Source organism: Methylobacterium sp. NPDC097929 (genome assembly GCF_049543375.1).
GTDB lineage: Bacteria > Pseudomonadota > Alphaproteobacteria > Rhizobiales > Beijerinckiaceae > Methylobacterium.
This window is the reverse complement of the sequence record NZ_JBMVEP010000001.1, coordinates 809,776-827,898: the sequence shown is the minus strand read 5'-3', so window position 1 is coordinate 827,898 and position 18,123 is coordinate 809,776. Positions and strand designations below refer to the sequence as shown.

General features: G+C 71.3%; 22 protein-coding genes. 16 read left to right on the top strand and 6 right to left on the bottom strand.

Annotated features, from left to right (window positions below):
• Positions 1-49: 49 nt before the first annotated feature.
• A complete protein-coding gene (mutY, locus tag ACPCJR_RS04005) occupies positions 50-1,270 on the bottom strand; it encodes an A/G-specific adenine glycosylase (RefSeq protein WP_391510577.1) in 1,221 nt (406 codons plus the stop codon).
• 136 nt (positions 1,271-1,406) lie between these two features.
• Between mutY and ACPCJR_RS04000 the strand changes: the two genes are divergently transcribed.
• The 15 genes from ACPCJR_RS04000 (at position 1,407) to thiL (ending at position 12,776) form a co-directional block, all read left to right on the top strand.
• Complete coding sequence (locus ACPCJR_RS04000; RefSeq protein ID WP_391510578.1) at positions 1,407-1,760, top strand: DUF1428 domain-containing protein; 354 nt, start codon at positions 1,407-1,409, stop codon at positions 1,758-1,760.
• 150 nt (positions 1,761-1,910) lie between these two features.
• Entirely contained in the window at positions 1,911-2,393 is a 483-nt protein-coding gene (locus ACPCJR_RS03995; RefSeq protein WP_391510579.1) for a DUF721 domain-containing protein, read from the top strand.
• Between the two features lie 310 nt (positions 2,394-2,703).
• Positions 2,704-3,357 carry a DsbA family protein gene (locus tag ACPCJR_RS03990; RefSeq protein ID WP_110349670.1) on the top strand — a complete coding sequence of 218 codons (654 nt, stop codon included), beginning with the start codon at positions 2,704-2,706 and terminating at the stop codon, positions 3,355-3,357.
• Between the two features lie 177 nt (positions 3,358-3,534).
• Positions 3,535-3,903 (top strand): AtpZ/AtpI family protein, encoded by a 369-nt coding sequence (locus ACPCJR_RS03985; protein ID WP_391510580.1) that lies wholly within the window; start codon positions 3,535-3,537, stop codon positions 3,901-3,903.
• A 116-nt stretch (positions 3,904-4,019) separates the two neighbouring features.
• Positions 4,020-4,775 carry a F0F1 ATP synthase subunit A gene (locus tag ACPCJR_RS03980; protein WP_017486420.1) on the top strand — a complete coding sequence of 252 codons (756 nt, stop codon included), beginning with the start codon at positions 4,020-4,022 and terminating at the stop codon, positions 4,773-4,775.
• Positions 4,776-4,833: 58 nt separating this feature from the next.
• Positions 4,834-5,061 carry a F0F1 ATP synthase subunit C gene (locus ACPCJR_RS03975; RefSeq protein WP_003601125.1) on the top strand — a complete coding sequence of 76 codons (228 nt, stop codon included), beginning with the start codon at positions 4,834-4,836 and terminating at the stop codon, positions 5,059-5,061.
• A 125-nt stretch (positions 5,062-5,186) separates the two neighbouring features.
• Positions 5,187-5,792: a F0F1 ATP synthase subunit B' gene (locus ACPCJR_RS03970; RefSeq protein WP_391510581.1), complete on the top strand. Its 606-nt coding sequence runs from the start codon at positions 5,187-5,189 to the stop codon at positions 5,790-5,792.
• A 96-nt stretch (positions 5,793-5,888) separates the two neighbouring features.
• Positions 5,889-6,374 carry an ATP F0F1 synthase subunit B gene (locus ACPCJR_RS03965; protein ID WP_391511202.1) on the top strand — a complete coding sequence of 162 codons (486 nt, stop codon included), beginning with the start codon at positions 5,889-5,891 and terminating at the stop codon, positions 6,372-6,374.
• A 374-nt stretch (positions 6,375-6,748) separates the two neighbouring features.
• Entirely contained in the window at positions 6,749-8,053 is a 1,305-nt protein-coding gene (glyA, locus tag ACPCJR_RS03960; RefSeq protein ID WP_391510583.1) for a serine hydroxymethyltransferase, read from the top strand.
• Positions 8,054-8,344: 291 nt separating this feature from the next.
• Entirely contained in the window at positions 8,345-8,896 is a 552-nt protein-coding gene (gene nrdR, locus ACPCJR_RS03955; RefSeq protein WP_391510584.1) for a transcriptional regulator NrdR, read from the top strand.
• Between the two features lie 50 nt (positions 8,897-8,946).
• Positions 8,947-10,023: a bifunctional diaminohydroxyphosphoribosylaminopyrimidine deaminase/5-amino-6-(5-phosphoribosylamino)uracil reductase RibD gene (gene ribD / locus ACPCJR_RS03950; protein ID WP_391511203.1), complete on the top strand. Its 1,077-nt coding sequence runs from the start codon at positions 8,947-8,949 to the stop codon at positions 10,021-10,023.
• Between the two features lies 1 nt (position 10,024).
• A complete protein-coding gene (locus ACPCJR_RS03945; protein WP_391510585.1) occupies positions 10,025-10,663 on the top strand; it encodes a riboflavin synthase in 639 nt (212 codons plus the stop codon).
• Between the two features lie 102 nt (positions 10,664-10,765).
• Complete coding sequence (ribH, locus tag ACPCJR_RS03940) at positions 10,766-11,275, top strand: 6,7-dimethyl-8-ribityllumazine synthase (RefSeq protein ID WP_391510586.1); 510 nt, start codon at positions 10,766-10,768, stop codon at positions 11,273-11,275.
• Positions 11,272-11,793, top strand: a complete 522-nt coding sequence (gene nusB / locus ACPCJR_RS03935; RefSeq protein ID WP_391510587.1) for a transcription antitermination factor NusB — start codon at positions 11,272-11,274, stop codon at positions 11,791-11,793. Before ribH ends, nusB begins: the two co-directional genes overlap by 4 nt.
• Before the next feature lie 5 nt (positions 11,794-11,798).
• The gene (thiL, locus tag ACPCJR_RS03930; RefSeq protein WP_391510588.1) at positions 11,799-12,776 is read left to right on the top strand and encodes a thiamine-phosphate kinase; all 978 of its coding nucleotides are present in this window, start codon (positions 11,799-11,801) and stop codon (positions 12,774-12,776) included.
• A gap of 250 nt (positions 12,777-13,026) precedes the next feature.
• Here the strand turns inward: thiL and ACPCJR_RS03925 are convergent, their stop codons facing one another.
• The 3 genes from ACPCJR_RS03925 to ACPCJR_RS03915 all read right to left on the bottom strand — a co-directional run bounded on the left by ACPCJR_RS03925 (position 13,027) and on the right by ACPCJR_RS03915 (position 15,454).
• A complete protein-coding gene (locus ACPCJR_RS03925) occupies positions 13,027-13,875 on the bottom strand; it encodes an SDR family oxidoreductase (protein WP_391510590.1) in 849 nt (282 codons plus the stop codon).
• Between the two features lie 4 nt (positions 13,876-13,879).
• On the bottom strand, positions 13,880-14,059 hold the full coding sequence (locus ACPCJR_RS03920; RefSeq protein WP_009866949.1) for a DUF1328 domain-containing protein: 180 nt from the start codon (positions 14,057-14,059) through the stop codon (positions 13,880-13,882).
• Positions 14,060-14,131: 72 nt separating this feature from the next.
• Positions 14,132-15,454 carry a chloride channel protein gene (locus ACPCJR_RS03915; protein WP_391511204.1) on the bottom strand — a complete coding sequence of 441 codons (1,323 nt, stop codon included), beginning with the start codon at positions 15,452-15,454 and terminating at the stop codon, positions 14,132-14,134.
• A 298-nt stretch (positions 15,455-15,752) separates the two neighbouring features.
• On the opposite strand from ACPCJR_RS03915, the gene ACPCJR_RS03910 reads away from it, so the two are divergent.
• On the top strand, positions 15,753-16,190 hold the full coding sequence (locus ACPCJR_RS03910; protein WP_331286341.1) for a DUF3429 domain-containing protein: 438 nt from the start codon (positions 15,753-15,755) through the stop codon (positions 16,188-16,190).
• A gap of 11 nt (positions 16,191-16,201) precedes the next feature.
• Here the strand turns inward: ACPCJR_RS03910 and ACPCJR_RS03905 are convergent, their stop codons facing one another.
• A complete protein-coding gene (locus ACPCJR_RS03905; RefSeq protein ID WP_391510592.1) occupies positions 16,202-16,975 on the bottom strand; it encodes a class I SAM-dependent methyltransferase in 774 nt (257 codons plus the stop codon).
• A gap of 386 nt (positions 16,976-17,361) precedes the next feature.
• A complete protein-coding gene (gene pdeM / locus ACPCJR_RS03900; RefSeq protein ID WP_391510593.1) occupies positions 17,362-18,075 on the bottom strand; it encodes a ligase-associated DNA damage response endonuclease PdeM in 714 nt (237 codons plus the stop codon).
• Between the last annotated feature and the right edge of the window lie 48 nt (positions 18,076-18,123).

Below are 18,123 nucleotides of genomic sequence, written 5' to 3'. Positions count from 1 at the left end.
AGGACAAGTCCTTTCGCGGGTGCAGGGCAGAGCCATGCATCTACGCCTACTATCGCGTCCGCACCGGCTTGGGCGGCTTCTTGACGATCCGCGCCAGATCCGAGGGGCGCGACGAGGCGGGCTTCGGGATCGGCCCGCGCCGGGGCGGCGGCTCGGGCTCCGGCATCGTGGCGAGATCGGGCTCCCGGACCGGAGCCGGCATCGGGGCGGCCACGGGTACCGGGCCGGCGAGCGCGTGGGCGAGCACCTTCTTCATGGCGCCCGGCAGGGGCTCGGCGTCGAGCGCGTCCCGGGGCGTGAAACGCATGCCCTCGGGCGCCCGCGTCTCCGCGGCGACGCGAGCCAGAAACACCGTCAGTTCGAGCGGAAAATGCGTGAAGCCGTGCTTCACCACGCCGGGCAGGCGCTTCCAGCGGGCGTCCAGCGGCGCGTCGAGCAGGCCCTTGGCCGGATCGTAATCGGGCAGCCAGGCGCTGGTCGGCGGCTCGGCCATGGAGCCGAGCAGTCCTTCCGCCGGCCGCGTGCGCAGCAGGACCGCCCCGTCGCCGGCGCGCAGGGCGACGAAGGCAGCCCCCTTCCGCAGGGTCCCCTTCTCCTTCTTCAGCTTGCGCGGAAACGTCTCCTGCAGGCCCTCGGCCCGGGCGCGGCAGGGCGCCATCCAGGGGCAGAGGGCGCAGGCGGGGCGCTTGGGCGTGCAGAGCGTCGCGCCGAGATCCATCAGCGCCTGCGCGAAATCGCCGGGCCGGTCGCGCGGCACGATCCCTTGCGTGAGCAGCCGGATGGGCGCGCGGGCGGCCGGCAGCGGCGTCTCGATGGCGTGCAGGCGGCTCATCACCCGCTCGACATTGCCGTCGACCGCCGCCGCCGGCCGGTCGAAGGCGATGGCCGCGATGGCGCCGGCCGTGTAGGCGCCGACCCCCGGCAGCTTGCGCAGACCCTCCTCGGTGTCGGGAAAGGCGCCCGCGGCCGCGACCAACTTCGCGCAGGCGTGCAGGTTTCGGGCACGCGAGTAGTAGCCGAGGCCCGCCCAGGCCGACATCACCGCCTCCTCGGGCGCGGCGGCGAGCGCCGTCACGTCGGGAAACAGCCGCAGGAATTTCTCGAAGTACGGCTTCACCGCCGCGACGGTGGTCTGCTGCAGCATCACCTCCGAGAGCCAGACCCGGTACGGGTCGGGCCGCTCGCCCGGAAGCGCCCGCCAGGGCAGCGCGCGGCGGTGGCGGTCGTACCAGACGAGGAGGTCTGCGGCCGAGGCGGCGTGCGCGGGCATGGCCTGTCCATAGCCGCCCCGCGCGAACGGAAAAAGCGCTCCGATCCTGCCGACCCTTGAGAAAAACCGAGGTGTGCTGTCGGCTCCACGGCGGACGAAGCGTCCTTGAGGGGCAAACCCGGGGAAGGAGCAGGATATGGCTTACGTCGACGGTTTCGTGCTGGCCGTGCCGCGGGCGAATCTCGACGCCTACCGGCAGGTCGCCCAGACCGCCGCGGAGGTGTGGCGGGAATACGGGGCGCTCGCGGTGGTCGAGGCGGTCGGCGACGACGTGCCCTTGGGCGAACTCACCTCGTTTCCCCGCGCGGTCCAGGCGAAGGAGGACGAGGTCGTCGTGTTCTCCTGGATCCTGCACGCTTCGCGGCAGGCCCGCGACGAGACCAACGCCCGGGTCATGAAGGACCCGCGCATGACCTGCACGCCGGAGACGATGCCCTTCGACGGCAAGCGCCTGATCTTTGGCGGGTTCGAGACCTTGGTCGAGGTCTGACCCGGCTTTGGGGGTTGCTTCCTCGGGTCGTCTCGACCGTCCGTGCGAGACCCGCGGCCTGCCTGGCCCGACTCCCGCGCGGGCCGTATTTCGGGTAGTCTTGCGCGGAGGGAGGCGCCCACCGCGCGCCGCCCGGTGTCCGGGGTGCCGATGGCGCGCGTCAAACCGCTGAGCGAACTGATCGAGGGCTGCATCGGCCCGGCCTTCGCCGCGCAGGGCTTTGCCTCCTCCGACATCCTCGCCGCCTGGCCGGACATCGTGGGCACGCGCCTCGCCGACGCCTGCCAGCCGGTCAAGCTCGAATGGCCCCGCCGCGCCCGCCGCGACGCGGAAGGGCGGCCCGAGCCCGGAACCCTCGTGGTGCGGGTGGAGGGCGCCTTCGCCCTCGAACTCCAGCACCTCGCGCCGATCGTGATCCAGCGCGTCAACGCGCATTACGGCTGGGCCTGCATCGGCAAGATCGTCCTGCGCCAGGACCGGCTGCACCGCGCCGCCCGGCGCCAGCCGCCGCGCGCCCTCGATCCGGCCCGGCGCGGCGAGGTGGCGCTCGCCGTCGCGCGCATCGAGGAGGATCGCCTGCGCGACGCCCTCGACCGGCTCGGCGTCGCCGTGGTGGCGACCGGGCCGCGCTAGAGCATCGTCCCGAAAGGTGGCCGCCGGCTTTTGGAACAAGACGATGCGAAACAAGAGGCTAGACCATCGTGCCGGATACGATATCCGGCACGATGGTCTAGCCGCCTCGCCCCGTCCACATGCCGGCGAGCGGCGCCCGGGACAGCGCGTCGGGCTGGCGTCCGGGGGCGTGCCTGCCGCGCGGCGCCGTGATAAGCGGCTCTCGAGACACGCCGTGCGGCGACGCGTCCGGCGGTCGGACGGAGCCGTTCCGTCCTATTCTGAGCGTCATCGGGCCGTGGGTGGCCCGCCAACGGAGCCCGTCCCAGCCATGATCACCCGGCGCGACGCCCTGAAGATGACCGGCCTCGCCATCGGCGCGGCCGCCCTGTTGCCCCGGTTTTCCGCCGAGGCGCTGGCGCAATCGGCCGACGCGGCCGCCCTCCTCCAGCCCGGCCCCCTCGGCGACGTCTGGCTCGGCCCGGCGGACGCCAAGGTCACGATCATCGAGTACGCCTCGATGACCTGCTCCCACTGCGCGCATTTCCACGCCACGACCTGGCCAGTGCTCAAGGAGCGCTACATCGACACGGGCAAGGTCCGCTTCACCCTGCGCGAATTCCCGCTCGATCCGCTCGCCACCGCCGCCTTCATGCTGGCGCGCTGCGACGGCGAGGCGAAGTACTATCCCATCACCGATCTGCTCTTCGACCAGCAGGCGAACTGGGCCTTCGTGCGCAAGCCCCAATCACCCGTGGATGCGCTGGAGCAGCTGCTGCGTCAGGCCGGCTTCTCGAAGGAGAAGTTCGAGGCCTGCCTCAAGGATCAGAAGACCTATGCCGCCATCAACGCGGTGAAGACCCGGGGCCTCGAAACCCTCAAGGTTGAATCGACGCCGACCTTCTTCATCAACGGCGAGAAGCGCGCGGGCGCGCTCTCGATCGAGGAGATCGAGAAGATCATCAAGCCGATCTTGGGCGCCTGATCGCGAGCGTCCGGGCGGCCCCGCAGAAGGCCGTGGAAAAGCAAGAAATCTTATGATTAATCAATGCTTTAATGAGCGGCCGGGTCGCCTTGACACTCAAGGTTGGCGAAACTATGGTGCGCCGCGCCGAGGGGGCCTGTCGTTTCCCTCCGCTCCCGACGACGTCTGGGGTCGCCCGTGAGCGGCGGCCCGACGGAGCCCGGGGGCGGGCTGGAAAAGGCGCCCGCCGAAGGCGATCTCTCCGCGAGGCTCAAGCGTCTCGAGACGCAGCTCGAGGGAAAGCGGCCCAAAGCCGCTTCCGGCGAAGCTGCGCGCACCGGCACGTCCGGCGGGTCAGCCCCGCTCGGTCAGGCCATGCGTCTCTCGACCGAGTTCATCGCGGGCGTGATCGCCGGTGGAATCCTCGGCTACATCGCCGATCATCTTCTGGGGACCAAGCCCTGGGGAATGATCGTGCTGCTGATGCTGGGCTTCGTGACGGGGATCTACAACGTCATGCGGATCAGCGGCTTCAGCGGCAACAAAGCGGGAAAAGATCGCCGGTAAGGGTCTCCAAGAAGCCTCTAGGGTCTTGAGACTCGCCCGGCATCGTGTAAGGGCGACGCGCGAGAGGGGAGCCGCCTGGCTCCACGCGCGACACAATAAGGGGCGGAAGCGGGCACATGGCGGTCAGTATCGACCCGATCCACCAGTTCGAGCTGCAGCCGCTCGTCTCGCTGGGTCACATCGGCAACCAGCAGCTCGCGTTCACGCAATCGGCTCTCTACATGTTCGCCGCGGTGGGCATCATCGCGCTGCTGACCATCGTGGCGACCTCCGGCCGCGCCGTCGTTCCGGGCCGCTTGCAGGCGCTGGCCGAGACGCTCTACGAGTTCATCGCGGACACGGTGCACCAAGCCACCGGCGCGGACGGCAAGCGCTTCCTGCCGCTCGTGTTCTCGCTCTTCATGTTCGTGCTCATCCTGAACCTGCTCGGGATGATCCCCTACGCCTTCGCCGTCACCAGCCACCTCATCGTCACCTTCGGCTTGGCGCTGGTGGTGATCCTGACCGTGGTGATCTACGGCGTGGCCAAGCACGGCACCCACTTCCTCGGCGTCTTCGTGCCGTCGGGCGTGCCCAAGCCGCTGCTCCTCATCATGGTGCCGATCGAGATCGTGTCGTTCCTGTCGCGTCCGATCAGCCTCTCGGTTCGTCTCTTCGCCAACATCCTGGCCGGCCACATCGCGCTGAAGATCTTCGCCTTCTTCGTGGTCCAGCTCCTGGTGGCCGGCGCCTGGGGCGTGCTCTCGCCCCTGCCGCTCGCGCTCACCATCGCGCTGACGGCCCTCGAGTTCCTCGTCGCGGCCCTCCAGGCTTACGTCTTCGCGACGCTGACGGCGGTCTATCTCGCCGACGCCCTCCACCCCGGCCACTGATCACCCCGGCCGGACCCTTCCGCCCTAACGAACCCCGTTCGAACTTCAGGAGTGTTTCATGGATCCCGTCGCTGCGAAGTACATCGGCGCCGGCCTCGCCTGCCTCGGCATGGCGGGCGCCAGCATCGGCCTCGGCAACCTGTTCGGCCAGTTCTACGCGGGCGCCCTGCGCAACCCGTCGGCCGCCGACAGCCAGCGCACCAACCTGCTGCTGGGCTTCGCGCTCACCGAGGCGCTGGGCATCTTCTCGCTGCTCGTCGCCCTGCTGCTCCTCTTCGCCGTCTGACGTTTCCGGGGGAGCGCGGGCCGGCCCAGGGTGTTTCGCCCGCCGGGTCCGCCCCGCGCTCCCCCGCTCGTTGATCCGGCCGCTCCGCCCGCGGAGCCGGCCTTCCGACGTCACCGGACAGGGCCATGGCCGAGCAGAAGAATCCCCTCACGACTCCCTCTCCGAACGCGGACACGACGATCGTTCCGCCCGGAAGCCCCCATACCCACACCGAGCAGCCCTCCGGCGGCCATGGCGGGGCCTTCCCGCCCTTCGAGAGCCACACCTTCCTCTCGCAGCTGATCTGGCTCGCGCTGGCCTTCGGCCTGCTCTATTACCTCATGTCCAAGGTCGCGCTGCCGCGCATCGAGGCGATCCTCGGTGAGCGCTCCAACCGCCTCGCGTCCGATCTCGGCGAGGCGCAGCGCATGAAGACCGAGGCCGATGCCGCCGGCGCCGCCTACGAGCAGTCGCTGCGCGAGGCCCAGGCCAAGGCGCAGGGCATCGCCCAGGACACCCGGAACGCGCTCTCCGCGGAAGCCGACGCCAAGCGCAAGGCCCTCGAGGCCGAGCTGAACCAGCGCCTGGCGGCCTCCGACGCGACGCTTCGTGCCCGCACGACCGAGGCCATGGGCAACGTCCGCTCGATCGCCGGCGAGACCGCCTCCGCGATCGTCGAGCGGCTGACCGGTCAGGCGCCCGATCAGGCGACCCTGAACCGCGCCCTCGACGCGACGCCCGCGACCCACTGATCCGGCGGGCCGGCCCCGCGCCGGCCCCGCTCTTCCGTTCCGACCCCGTCCCGGCATGCCGGGCGCAAGGCCGACCAAGGGTTTGAGACCGACATGTTGTTGACCGCCGAATTCTGGGTCGCCGTCGCCTTCGTGGCGTTCCTGGTCATCGTCTGGCGGGTCGGTGGCTTCTCGATGATGACCAGCGGACTCGACAACCGCGCCAAGCGTGTGCGCCACGAACTCGACGAGGCGCGCCGCCTGCGTGAGGAGGCCGCCGCCGTCCTCGCCGATTACAAGCGCCGCCGCACCGAGGCCGAGCGCGAGGCCGAGGCCATCGTGGCGGGCGCCCGCCAGGATGCCGAGCGCGCCGCCGCCGAGGGCCAGAGCCGCCTCGACGAGTTCGTGGCCCGCCGCACCAAGTCCGCCGAGGCCAAGATCGCCCAGGCCGAAGCGACCGCCACCGCGCAGGTCCGGGCCGCCGCCGCCGACGCCGCGGTCAAGGTTTCCGAGACGATCCTGCGGGAGCGCCTTCAGGGCGCCGCCGCCCAGGATCTCGTCCGCGCCAGCCTCGGCGACGTGAAGAGCCGCCTCCAGGCCTGAACGGCGGAGCCTCCAGCCGATCCTTGCCGCCTTTCGGCAAGGATCGGGCGCGAACGCACAAGCGTCGCCCGGCCCTGCGCCTAAGTTCGGTGAAACGGGGCGCGGCCGATGATCCGCCGACTTGATCGGCGCTGCGACACCCGGTCTCATACCGGGTGTTTTCGTTTGTTGAAGATCTTGCGAGGGTTCTTGACCTGCCTGCGCCGCAGCAGCTCAGGTTCGTATCTTCAAAAATTTTGAAGGGCGGCAAAAAAATGCCTGTGCTTGGCCTGTCCTTCCTCGACGTGTAGTAATCCTGCCTGAAAAACACCCCCGTGAACGCCAGCGGGAGAACGGGTGGGTTTGCCCGTAAACAACGAAAAGAGGCTACGCTCATGAGCGCCGGAACCGCGTCCGACACCACCGACCTCGACACCTTCTTCTCCGCTCACCTCGCCGAGACGGATCCCGAGATCGCCCGGGCCATCTCGCAGGAGCTGGGCCGCCAGCAGCACGAGATCGAGCTGATCGCCTCCGAGAACATCGTCTCGCGCGCGGTGCTGGAGGCTCAGGGCTCGGTGCTGACCAACAAGTACGCGGAAGGCTATCCGGGCCGGCGCTACTACGGCGGCTGCCAGTTCGTGGACATCGCCGAGGACCTCGCCATCGACCGGGCCAAGCGCCTGTTCGGCTGCGGCTTCGCCAACGTGCAGCCGAATTCCGGCTCCCAGGCGAATCAGGGCGTGTTCATGGCCCTGATGCAGCCCGGCGATACCTTCCTCGGCCTCGATCTCGCTGCCGGCGGCCACCTCACCCACGGCGCGCCCCCGAACGTCTCGGGCAAGTGGTTCAAGCCGGTCTCCTACACCGTGCGCCGCGAAGACCAGCGCATCGACATGGAGCAGGTCGAGCGCCTCGCCCAGGAGCACAAGCCGAAGGTGATCATCGCCGGCGGCTCGGGCTACCCGCGCCATTGGGACTTCGCCAAGTTCCGTGAGATCGCCGATTCCGTGGGCGCCTTCTTCTTCGTCGACATGGCCCACTTCGCCGGTCTCGTCGCCGCGGGCCTGCACCCCTCGCCCTTCCCGCACGCCCACGTGGCCACCACCACGACGCACAAGACCCTGCGCGGGCCCCGCGGCGGCATGATCCTGACGAACGACGAGGCTCTGGCCAAGAAGTTCAACTCGGCGATCTTCCCCGGCCTCCAGGGCGGCCCGCTGATGCACGTCATCGCCGCCAAGGCGGTGGCCTTCGGCGAGGCGCTCAAGCCCGAGTTCAAGATCTACGCCAAGCAGGTGATCGACAACGCCAAGGCGCTGGCCGACACCATCATCTCGGGCGGCTACGACATCACCTCGGGCGGCACCGACAACCACCTGATGCTGGTCGATCTCCAGCGGAAGGGCCTCACCGGCAAGGCGGCCGAGGCGGCGCTCTCGCGGGCCGACATCACCTGCAACAAGAACGGCGTGCCGTTCGACCCGCAGAAGCCCACGATCACCTCCGGCATCCGCCTCGGCACCCCGGCCAGCACCACCCGCGGCTTCGGCGTCGCCGAGTTCAAGCAGGTCGGCTCGCTGATCGTCGAAGTACTCGATGGCGTCGCCGAGAAGGGCGAGGGCGGCGATGCGGCCGTCGAGGCCGCGGTCAAGGAGAAGGTCCACGCCCTGACCGACCGCTTCCCGATCTACAGCTAAGCCTCACCACGACGTTCACCGGCCCGGATACGGGCCGGTGCGGCCGCGGATCCCCGGGATCCGCGGCTTTTTCTTTGTCAGCAATCGGTTCTTGGGTCGCCATCGGCGCCGTCTCCGGCCGAGCCCGGAGCGGTCACCCGGTTGCGGCGGAGCCGGCCTTCCCGACGCGACCGTCTCGCGCCGCTCGCTCTCGCCGTACGGTTCGCCCGTTCTGGCATTTGATCGCCGGCTGGGGCAGAGGAGAGACGAAGCGGCCCGGCCGGGCCTTCGGGACGAGGTGGTGAGCGCGCGATGCGGTGTCCGTTCTGCGGGGGGCCCGACACGCAGGTGAAGGATTCGCGGCCGAGCGAGGATTCCGCCGCGATCCGCCGCCGCCGCGTCTGCCCGGATTGCGGGGGACGCTTCACCACCTTCGAACGCGTGCAGCTGCGCGAACTCGTGGTGCTCAAGCGCTCGGGCAAGCGCGTGCCCTTCGACCGCGACAAGCTCCAGCGCTCCGTCGACGTGGCCCTGCGCAAGCGCCCGGTCGACCCTGAGCGGATCGACCGGCTGGTCAGCGGCGTCACCCGCCGGCTCGAGAGCGGCGGCGAGGGCGAGGTCACCAGCGAGGCCATCGGCGAGGCGGTGATGGAGGGTCTCAAAGGCCTCGACGACGTGGCCTATGTCCGCTTCGCCTCCGTCTACAAGAATTTCCGCGAGGCGCAGGACTTCCAGGATCTGCTCGGCACCCTCGGCGGCCGGCTCGACGGTGAGGTCGCATCGCTCGGGGAACCGGAGGCCGCGCCCCCTCCCCCCGAGGCGGCCGTGAAGCCGCGCCGCCGGCCGGCCCGGCCCCGCACGTGACGGGCACGGCCGTGGACGCCGCCGCGCAGGCCGCGCTCGACCGACGCGCCATGCGCCTCGCCCTGGCGCTGGGGCGGCGCAATCTCGGCCGGACCTGGCCGAACCCCAGCGTCGGCGCCGTGGTGGTGGCCCAAGGCCGCATCGTCGGTCAGGCGGTGACCGCGCCGGGCGGGCGCCCGCACGCGGAGCCGCTGGCGCTCGCCATGGCCGGCGCGGCGGCCCGCGGCGCGACCCTCTACGTCACCCTGGAGCCCTGCTCGCATCACGGCCGCACGCCGCCCTGCACCGACGCGACGGTCGCCGCCGGCGTCAGCCGCGTGGTCACGGCGATCGAGGATCCCGACCCGCGGGTGGCCGGGCGCGGCCATGCCCAGCTCCGCGCGGCCGGCATCACCGTGGAGACCGGCCTCCTGCGGGAGGAGGCGGCCCGCGACCATCGCGGCCATTTCACCCGCATGACGCGGGGGCGCCCGAGCCTGCATCTCAAGCTCGCCCGGACCCGCGACGGCTTTGCTGCCCCCGCGACCGGCGAGCGGCTGAAGATCACGGGGGAGATCGCGGACGGGGCGGTGCATCTCTGGCGCGCGCATGCCGACGCCATCATGGTCGGCATCGGCACCGCCCGCGCGGACGACCCCTCGCTCACGGTGCGGCTGCCGGGGCTCGCCGAGCGCTCGCCGGTGCGGATCGTCCTCGACTCGAGCCTGCGCCTCAACCCCGCCAGCCACCTCGTGCGGGGCGCCCGCGACCTGCCGACCCTGGTGCTGACCGGGCGCGGCGCGCCCGCCCATGCCCGGCGGATGCTCGCCTCCTTCGGCGTCGAGGTCGCCGCCGTGCCCACCGACGGGCAGGGCCGGATCGACCTGCCCGCCGCTCTCGCGGCGCTCGCCGAGCGCGGGCTGACCCGGATCTGCAGCGAGGGCGGCCCGGCGCTTGCCGATGCGCTCGCCGCGCACGATCTCATCGATGCCTGCACGCTCATCACCGGCCCGGCCGTCCTGGGCGAGGCGGGCGGGCTGCCCGCGGTCGGGCCGAATCTCGCCCGCCGTCTGGCCGACGGCACCCTGGCCGAGGTCGAGGCGCGGGCGCTCGGCCCCGACACGGCGCTCACCTACGAGAGGATCTGACATGTTCACCGGGCTCGTCACCGATGTCGGCCGGGTCGTCTCGATGGAGGGCGGGGAGCGCCTGCGCCGGATCGTCATCGAGAGCGCCTACGATCCCGCCGGGATCGCGCTCGGCGCCTCGATCGCCTGCTCCGGCCCCTGCCTCACCGCCGTCGCGGTCGAGCCGCACGGCACGGGCTGCCGCTTCGCCGTGGACGCCGCCGCCGAGACGCTGGCCCGTACCACGGTCGGCGACTGGCGCGAGGGCTCGCGGGTCAACCTCGAACGCTCGCTGAAGATCGGCGACGAACTCGGCGGCCACCTCGTCACCGGCCATGTCGACGGCGTCGCCGAGATCCTCGCCCGCGAGACGATGACGGGGGAGGACAATCCCTGGGGTGCGAGCGAGCGCTTCACCCTGCGGGCACCGGCCGCTCTGGCCGGCTTCATCGCCGAAAAGGGCTCGGTCTGCCTCGACGGCACCTCGCTGACCGTCAATTCCGTCTCCGGGGCCGATTTTACGGTGCTGCTGATCCCGCACAGCCTCTCGGTGACGACCTGGGAGGAGCGCCGCGCGGGCGACCGGATCAACCTCGAAGTCGATCTGCTGGCCCGCTACGCCGCGCGCCTCGCCGAGGCGCGCGGATTGATGCAGGGCTGAGGGCGACGCGCGACGCCTCCGACGCTTGTCGAGCCCGCGGCACTTGGGCTAACCCTCCGGCCCGCCCCAACATCCGCGCACTCGCTCCGGAACGGCACAGGTATGGTATCCCAGAACCGGAACGCGGACGCGCCCAGGAGCATCCTCGAGAGCCTCGCCGGCACGCGCGTGCTGGTGGTGGAGGCACGCTACTACGACGACATCGCCGACGAATTGCTCGCGGGTGCCCGCGCGGCGATCGAAGCGGTCGGCGCCGAGGCGCGGATCTTCACGGTGCCCGGCGCCCTGGAGATTCCCGCGGCCATCGCCATCCTGCTCGATGCCGGCCGCAAGGCCGGCGGCCCCTACGATGCGGTGGTGGCGCTGGGCTGCGTCATCCGCGGCGAGACGGGGCATTACGACATCGTCGCGGGCGAGAGCGCCCGCGCGCTGATGGATCTCTCCGTCGCCGAGCACCTGCCGCTCGGCAACGGCATCCTCACCGTCGAGACCATGGAGCAGGCGCTGGCCCGCGCCCGGGTCTCCGAGATGAACAAGGGCGGCGGTGCGGCGGAGGCGGCGCTCAGCCTCCTCGCCATCAAGCGCGCCGCCAAGCTGGAACCCGCCCGATGAGCGAGCCCGCCGCCACACCGGCCCATACGCCGGCCCAACCCAAGCCGAACACCCGCACCGGGGCGCGTCTCGCCGTGGTGCAGGCGCTCTACGAGATGGAGATCTCGGACAAGGGCGTGATCGAGGCGCTGGCCGAGTTCGAGGCGCACTGGATCGGCCAGGAGATCGACGGCGTCGTCCACCCGCCGGCCGAGACCGCCTTCTTCCGCGACGTGCTGCGCGGCGCGGTCGAGGAGCAGCGCGCCATCGACCCGAAGCTCGACGCGGCGCTGGCCAAGGGCTGGCCGCTTCGCCGCCTGGAGGCCGTGCTGCGGGCGATCCTGCGCGCGGGCGCCTACGAGCTGATGTTCCGCCGCGACGTGCCGGCCCGTGCCGCGATCTCGCAATACGTCGATGTCGCCCACAGCTTCTACGGCGGCGACGAGCCCGGCATGGTCAACGCGGTGCTCGATCGGGTCGGCCGCGAGGTCCGCTCCACCGAGTTCGGCATCCCGGCCGCGCCCCCGAAAAAGGGCTGAGGAGCATGGCGCGCGCGGGCGAGGAAGCGCTGATCGCGCGCTACTTCGCGCCGCTCGCCGGCCCCGGCGCCGAGGGCCTGCGCGACGACGCCGCGAGCCTGACGCCGACCCCCGGCCACGACCTCGTGGTGACCGCCGACGCGATCGTGGCCGGCGTGCACTACTTCCCCGACGACCCGCCGAGCTCCATCGCCGTGAAGGCGCTCGGCGTGAACCTCTCGGATCTCGCCGCCAAGGGAGCGAGCCCGCGCGGCTTCCTGCTGACGCTGGCCCTTCCGGACGACTGGACCGAGGATTGGCTCGCCGCCTTCGCCGAAGGGCTCGGCGCGGCGAGCCGCACCCATGGCTGTCCGCTTCTGGGCGGCGACACCGTGCGCTCCGGCGGCCCGGCACTGATCGGCGTGACCGCCTTCGGCGAGGTGCCGGCGGGTGCGATGCTGCGGCGGCAGGCGGCACGGGCCGGCGACCGGCTCTGCGTCAGCGGCAGCATCGGCGACGCCGCCCTCGGGCTCGCCCTGCATCTGGCGCCCGATCCGGCGCTGGACCCCGTCCATCGCCGCGCCTTGCGCGATCGCTACCTGCATCCGCGCCCGCGTCTGGCGCTCGTACCGGCCCTGCGGCGCTACGCTCGCGCGGCCATGGACGTGTCGGACGGGCTCGCGGGCGACCTGGCGAAGATGTTCGCCGGCACCGGCCTGACCGGCCGGGTCGAGGCCGCCGCGGTGCCGCTCTCGGAGGCCGCGCGGGCGGCCGTCGCCCTTGCGCCCGAACGCCTCGCCACGGCGCTGACCGGCGGGGACGATTACGAGATCCTCTGCGCGGTGGCGCCGGAACACCTCCCCGCCTTCCTCGCCGAGGCGCGGGCGGCGGACGTGCCGGCGGCGGAGATCGGCAGCGTCGAGCCGGGCGACGCTCCGCCGCTCTTCCTCGACGGCGAGGGACGCGCGATGGATTTCGCGCGGACCTCGTTCAGCCACTTCTGATCTCGTCTCCGGTCCATCGCCTCGGCTCTTGCCCCGCTCTCGTCATCGCGAGGCGGAGCCGAAGCGACCCAGGGCGCGACCTCTCCGGGTGGTGCGGAGCCCTGGACTGCCACGGCTTCGCCTCGCAGTGACGGCAACGTCAGCGACGTCGTCATTGCGAAGGCCGTACGGGACGCTTGGCGAGATCGCCCCTCCCCCAGGTGGAGCGGAAGCGATCGGGCGCCGCCCTCCGGAGAGGGTAGCGCGCCGACTACACGCCGCCCGCCTCGATCCCGACCTGCCGCCGGCTCAGGGTCCAGACCCGCTCCTGCAGGGCCTCGTCCCGGCTGAGGGCGGAGGACGGCGTCTCGCGGCATTTCGCGAAGTAGCGCCCGCTCACGCCCTCCAATTCCGGGGCGGTGGCCACGTGGAGGGAGGTCTTGGCGCCGTCCTGCGGCGAGATCAGGAAGGGGCGGATCAACCCCCAGGCGAAGCCGAGGACGCCGCTCGTGTTCTTGGCGAAGTTGCTCGCCACGACGCCCGGATGCACCGCGTTGACGGTGATGCCGCTGCCCGAAAGGTGCCGGGCCAGGGCAGAGGTGAAGAGCACGTTGCCGAGCTTGGCCTGCGCGTAGGCCTTCATCGCGGAATAGCGCCGCTCGCCCCCGAGATCGTCGAAGTCGATTTTTCCGCGCGTATGGGCGGCCGAGGCGAGGTTGACGATGCGGGCACCGGGCGCGAGCGCCCCGTACAGTTCGTGCGTCAGCAGCACGTAGGCGAGGTGATCGAGCGCCCAGGTCCGCTCGATCCCGTCCACCGTCAGGCTGCGCTCGCTGAAGATCGCGCCTGCGTTGTTCACGAGGATGTCGAGGGAGGGGTAGCGTGCCCGCACCGCGCCCGCGAGGCGGCGGATCTCGGCCTGCGAGGCGAGATCGGCGACGAAGACCTCCGCCGCGCCGCCGGTCTCCCGGCGGATGCGCGCGGCGGCTGCCTCGGTCCGGCGAGGATCGCGTCCGACGAGGCCGACCCGCGCCCCGAGGCGCGCGAGCCCCAGGGCCGTCTCGGCGCCGATCCCGGAGGAGGCGCCGGTGACGAGGGCGGTGCGGCCGTCGAGGCGCACCGGCTCAGAAGACCGCTTGGCCGACGGCGAGCGCGATCACCACGATGACGATGGCAAGCACGAGGAACAGGCCGAACAGGATGCGGGCGATGGAGCTCGCGCCGGAAGCGATGCCGGTGAAGCCGAGGGCACCCGCGACGAGCGAGATGACGAAGGCGATGGCGGCCCATTTGAGAAGCGTCATGGCAGTTCACTCCGAAACGAAAGCGGAGCAATAACCACCAAGGGGCGGCGGCGTTCCGCCGCGCCCCATGCTTCAGGCGCCGGGCTCGGCCGCGCGCCGCACCAGCACCTCCGCCAGGGTGTGGTAGAGGCCGCCGCGGCAGACCGCCTTCGACACCGCGTCCGCGATCAGCGCGGCCAGCATCAGCGGGATCATCATGGCGTGGTCCTGGGTCATCTCGGTGACGATGACGAAGGAGGTGATGGGCGCCTGGAGCACCCCGGCGAGGTAGGCCACCATGCCGATCAGCACGAGCGCACCGACCGGCACGTGGGGCAGCAGCAGGCTCGCCTCCGCGCCGAGGCCGGCGCCGACGGCGAGCGAGGGGGCGAACAGCCCGCCGGGGATGCCGCTGATCGAGGAGAGCACCGTGGCCAGGAATTTCAGCGGGGCGAAATCCCAGCGCGGCGCCTCCGCGCCGTGGAGGATCGCCCGCGCCTCCTCGTAGCCGGTCCCGTAGACGGTGCCGCCGGAGGCGAGCCCACATAGCGCGAGACCGAGACCGCACAGGGCGGCGAAGAGGACGGCGTGACGGCCGACGAGGCGGCCCGCCCGGCCCGGAAGCCCCCGCGCGAAGGCGATGACGATGCGGCTGAACAATCCGCCCGTGAGGCCGCCGGCCACGCCGAGGATCGGCACGGCGAGCCAGCCGGCGGTGAGGGTCAGGCGGGCATCCGTGGTGCCGAAATAGCTGTAATCGCCGAGGATCGCGAGCGAGGTCAGGCCGGCCGCGACGATGGTGGCGACGATGAGCGCGCTGCCCCGGCTGTCATAGGCGCGCCCCAGTTCCTCGATGCCGAACACGATGCCGGCCAGCGGCGTGTTGAAGGCGGCGGCGACGCCGGCCGCGCCGCCCGCGAGCAGCAGGCCCCGCATCCGCTCGGGGCTGAGGCGGCCGAAGGCGGCCATGATCGCCGCGCCGACCTGCACGGTCGGCCCCTCGCGCCCGATCGAGGCCCCGCAGAGCAGGCCGAGGCACATCACGACGATCTTGCCCGCCGCGACCCTCAGGGAGATCAGGGCGTGGCGCGCCCCCGGATCGTCGAGGGCGCGGGCCGCGATGACCTGCGGGATGCCCGAGCCCTGCGCGTTCGGGAAGACGGTCCGGGCCAGCCACGCCGCCAGCGCGAACCCGGCCGGGCAGAGCAGCAGCGCCAGGGCCGGCGAGAGATGGAGTGCGTGGCGAAAGCCCTCCTGCGCCGCATCCGCCGCCTTGGCCATGAGGACCGCCGCCAGACCGACGCAGATGCCCCCCGCCAGGAACAGGGTCCGTCGGCGCCAAGTGGTCCAGGCATCGGTGGAGGCGCCGCGCAGCCGGCGCAGGGCGGGTCTCGGGTCCGAGGGGCGAAGCGGCATGGAGTCGGTGAGCTCGTGCGGACCGGGTGAGCGCATCCTGCCGGTCCGCCCCGGCAAGAGCCATGCCCGCGCGGACGATGTCCCCGCGCCATTCGCTCTCCCCATGCCCCCTCCCCAGGCCAACTCCCCAGGCCACCTCCCCTGGCCGCACTGCAACAAATGGTCCCGGTTGCGGGACCAAGGCGGATCTGCGCGTTTAGAAGGCTCCACGGCAACGCCGCCGGCCGGCCGCCTTCGGGCCTTCGGGGGGCGTTGCGACCGAGTGATGTCGATCCGGCGGATCGAGCGGGGAGACGGCATGGGGCGGCTGAGCACGGTTCCCGCGAGCGCGGTGGTTCTCGGCATCGCGGGGCTGATCCCGTTCGTGGGCTTCGCCGCCCTGTCGGTCAGCGGGTCCGATGGCGGGCTCGGCACGATCGGCCTGTCGCCCCGCACCATCCTCTCGGCCTACGGCGCGGTGATCGCCTCCTTCCTCGGCGGGATCCGCTGGGGGGCGGCGGCGGCCCGGGAGGCCGGCTGGCGCGATTACGGGCTCGCCATCGTGCCCTCGTTGTTGGCCTGGGCGGCGCTCGCGGCCCCGCCCCCTTGGGATCTCTGGATCCTCGGGGCGCTCGTACTGCTGTGGGGCATCGTCGATCAGGACCTTCCCCGCCGCGGCATGGTCCCGGTCTGGATGGGACGGCTGCGGCTGGCCCTGTCGGGGATCGCCGGCATCGCGCTGCTGGTCGCGGCGTAGCGGCGTCCCGCTCACGTCCGGCGGGCGATGACTTCCATGCAGGCGCGGTAGCGCTCGCTGACCCCGTACTCGCAGGGTTCGAAGCCAGCTTCCCGCAGGAGGTCGTAGAGGCGCCTGCGCCCGAAGTTGTGATAGTGCTCGATCTCCCCGTGATAGGGATTGGCCGCCATTCCGCGCCAGACGAAGGCGTCGGCGTTCGGCATCGAGACCAGCAGGGCGCCGCCCCGGCGCAGCAGACGCCGTGCCGCGGTCAGACCCGTCTTCGGGAACGGCATGTGCTCCAGCACGTCGGCGAGGCTGAGAACGTCGAAGGGTTCGCTCGCCTCGAAATCCTCCATGAGCCTGCAATGGGCTTCGAAGCCCAGGCGTCTCAGCGTCGCCACCTCCTGCTCGCGCAGGTCGAGCCCCACGGCCTCGTAGCCGAACTCGTCGGCGGTGAAGACCAGGGCGGCGTTTCCGAACCCGACATCGAGCCAGCGCCCCTCGCCGACATGGCGGGCGACCCGCTGAACCATCCGCGCGGCGATCCAGCGCGCCTGCTCGTAGCCCTCGCCGACCTGCTGGCCGGTATTCGATTCGCTGAAGATCAGCGCCAGGGCCGCGTCGTCGAAGTAGCCTTCGGCGAATTCGTGGCCGCAGGCCGTGCACGCCATCCAGACCAGCTCGGCGGGCAACTCCAGCTTGTAGCGCGGATGACCGGCGACGCTCGCGGTCCTGACCGGCTGAAACGCGGTGGATTCGCAGAGCGGACAGCCGGAATACTTCATCCGCGAATGCTGAAGCATGTCCGATTGCCTCTCTACCGAAATGTCGTGCTGAAAAATGCCACGTCGCCGAAGTCGGGCCGCCCGGAAACGGGCGCCCGTCGTCCCGCGCATCATACCGGAGATTGAGCCCGGACGGATGCGCGGGGCAGCTTCGACAGCGATTTCTCGGACAGCGATTTCTCGACGGTCCGGCTGTGGGTTCCGATACGATTTCCGTTCGATCGCTTCGGTCTCTTCCCGCGTCCTTGCGAGGCTCAGCGAAAGCAATCCAGGGCTCCGCACCGTCCGGGCGGGTCGCTTCGGCTCCGCCTCGTGATGGCGGAGAGGGGCGAAGGCCGGGGCGATCAAACGGAGACGATAGGAGACGGTGCCGGTCGCAGCGCCCGGGGACGCGCCCGAAAGGGTCAGTCCTTGCCCAGCATCGTCCGACCGATGGCGAAGACGCGGCCGTCGCCGAGCAGGTAGGCGGTGAAGCCCTTCGGGAAGAGCGGCTCGAAGGCGGCATCGCGCACGTTGAGGCCGCCGGTATAGGCGCCGAAGGCCGGCATCACGAGGCGGCGGCCGTCGCTCACGAAGCAGCGGCGGCGCACGGAGCGGCCGCGCATGCTGACCTTGCCGCACGGGTGAAGGTGGCCGGCGATCTCGCCCGCGTCGGCCCCCGCCAGGGGCTCGTGGCGCAGGGTGAGGCCGCCGACGCAAACCGTCTCGCTGTAGCGCCCGCCGACGCCCTCGCTCACCGCCGCGTCGTGGTTGCCGGCGATCCAGACCCAGTCGCGGCCCTCCTGCAGCGCGGCGATCATGGCCCGGTCGCCGGGCTCCATCCGCTCGGGGCCGCGGGTATCGTGGAAGGAATCCCCGAGCGCGACCACGCAGGCCGGGTCGAGCCGCTGGATCACCTCGTGCAGAAGGCTCAGCGTCTCGCGGGTGTCGTAGGGCGGCAGGAACTGGCCGGAGCGGGCGGCGAAGGACGAACCCTTTTCCAAGTGGAGGTCCGACACCACCAGGGTGTGGTGCTCGGGCAGCCAGAGCGCGCCGCTGCGGTCGAGGCTCAGGGCCTCTCCGGCGAGCGCAAGGTCGGTGCCCTTCACGGTCTTCTCGAGTCTCTGGCTGAGTGCCAAGGTCGCATCCTCAAAACATCGCGGAGGAGGCGGCACGCCGCGTCGGCC

Bases quoted from the DNA above. Each gene is read 5' to 3' on its own strand.
- mutY (WP_391510577.1), bottom strand. From the start codon at position 1,270: ATGCCCGCGCACGCCGCCTCGGCCGCAGACCTCCTCGTCTGGTACGAC.
- ACPCJR_RS04000 (WP_391510578.1), top strand. From the start codon at position 1,407: ATGGCTTACGTCGACGGTTTCGTGCTGGCCGTGCCGCGGGCGAATCTC.
- ACPCJR_RS03995 (WP_391510579.1), top strand. From the start codon at position 1,911: ATGGCGCGCGTCAAACCGCTGAGCGAACTGATCGAGGGCTGCATCGGC.
- ACPCJR_RS03990 (WP_110349670.1), top strand. From the start codon at position 2,704: ATGATCACCCGGCGCGACGCCCTGAAGATGACCGGCCTCGCCATCGGC.
- ACPCJR_RS03980 (WP_017486420.1), top strand. From the start codon at position 4,020: ATGGCGGTCAGTATCGACCCGATCCACCAGTTCGAGCTGCAGCCGCTC.
- ACPCJR_RS03975 (WP_003601125.1), top strand. From the start codon at position 4,834: ATGGATCCCGTCGCTGCGAAGTACATCGGCGCCGGCCTCGCCTGCCTC.
- ACPCJR_RS03970 (WP_391510581.1), top strand. From the start codon at position 5,187: ATGGCCGAGCAGAAGAATCCCCTCACGACTCCCTCTCCGAACGCGGAC.
- glyA (WP_391510583.1), top strand. From the start codon at position 6,749: ATGAGCGCCGGAACCGCGTCCGACACCACCGACCTCGACACCTTCTTC.
- nrdR (WP_391510584.1), top strand. From the start codon at position 8,345: ATGCGGTGTCCGTTCTGCGGGGGGCCCGACACGCAGGTGAAGGATTCG.
- ribD (WP_391511203.1), top strand. From the start codon at position 8,947: ATGCGCCTCGCCCTGGCGCTGGGGCGGCGCAATCTCGGCCGGACCTGG.
- ACPCJR_RS03945 (WP_391510585.1), top strand. From the start codon at position 10,025: ATGTTCACCGGGCTCGTCACCGATGTCGGCCGGGTCGTCTCGATGGAG.
- ribH (WP_391510586.1), top strand. From the start codon at position 10,766: ATGGTATCCCAGAACCGGAACGCGGACGCGCCCAGGAGCATCCTCGAG.
- nusB (WP_391510587.1), top strand. From the start codon at position 11,272: ATGAGCGAGCCCGCCGCCACACCGGCCCATACGCCGGCCCAACCCAAG.
- thiL (WP_391510588.1), top strand. From the start codon at position 11,799: ATGGCGCGCGCGGGCGAGGAAGCGCTGATCGCGCGCTACTTCGCGCCG.
- ACPCJR_RS03920 (WP_009866949.1), bottom strand. From the start codon at position 14,059: ATGACGCTTCTCAAATGGGCCGCCATCGCCTTCGTCATCTCGCTCGTC.
- ACPCJR_RS03915 (WP_391511204.1), bottom strand. From the start codon at position 15,454: ATGCCGCTTCGCCCCTCGGACCCGAGACCCGCCCTGCGCCGGCTGCGC.
- ACPCJR_RS03910 (WP_331286341.1), top strand. From the start codon at position 15,753: ATGGGGCGGCTGAGCACGGTTCCCGCGAGCGCGGTGGTTCTCGGCATC.
- ACPCJR_RS03905 (WP_391510592.1), bottom strand. From the start codon at position 16,975: ATGCTTCAGCATTCGCGGATGAAGTATTCCGGCTGTCCGCTCTGCGAA.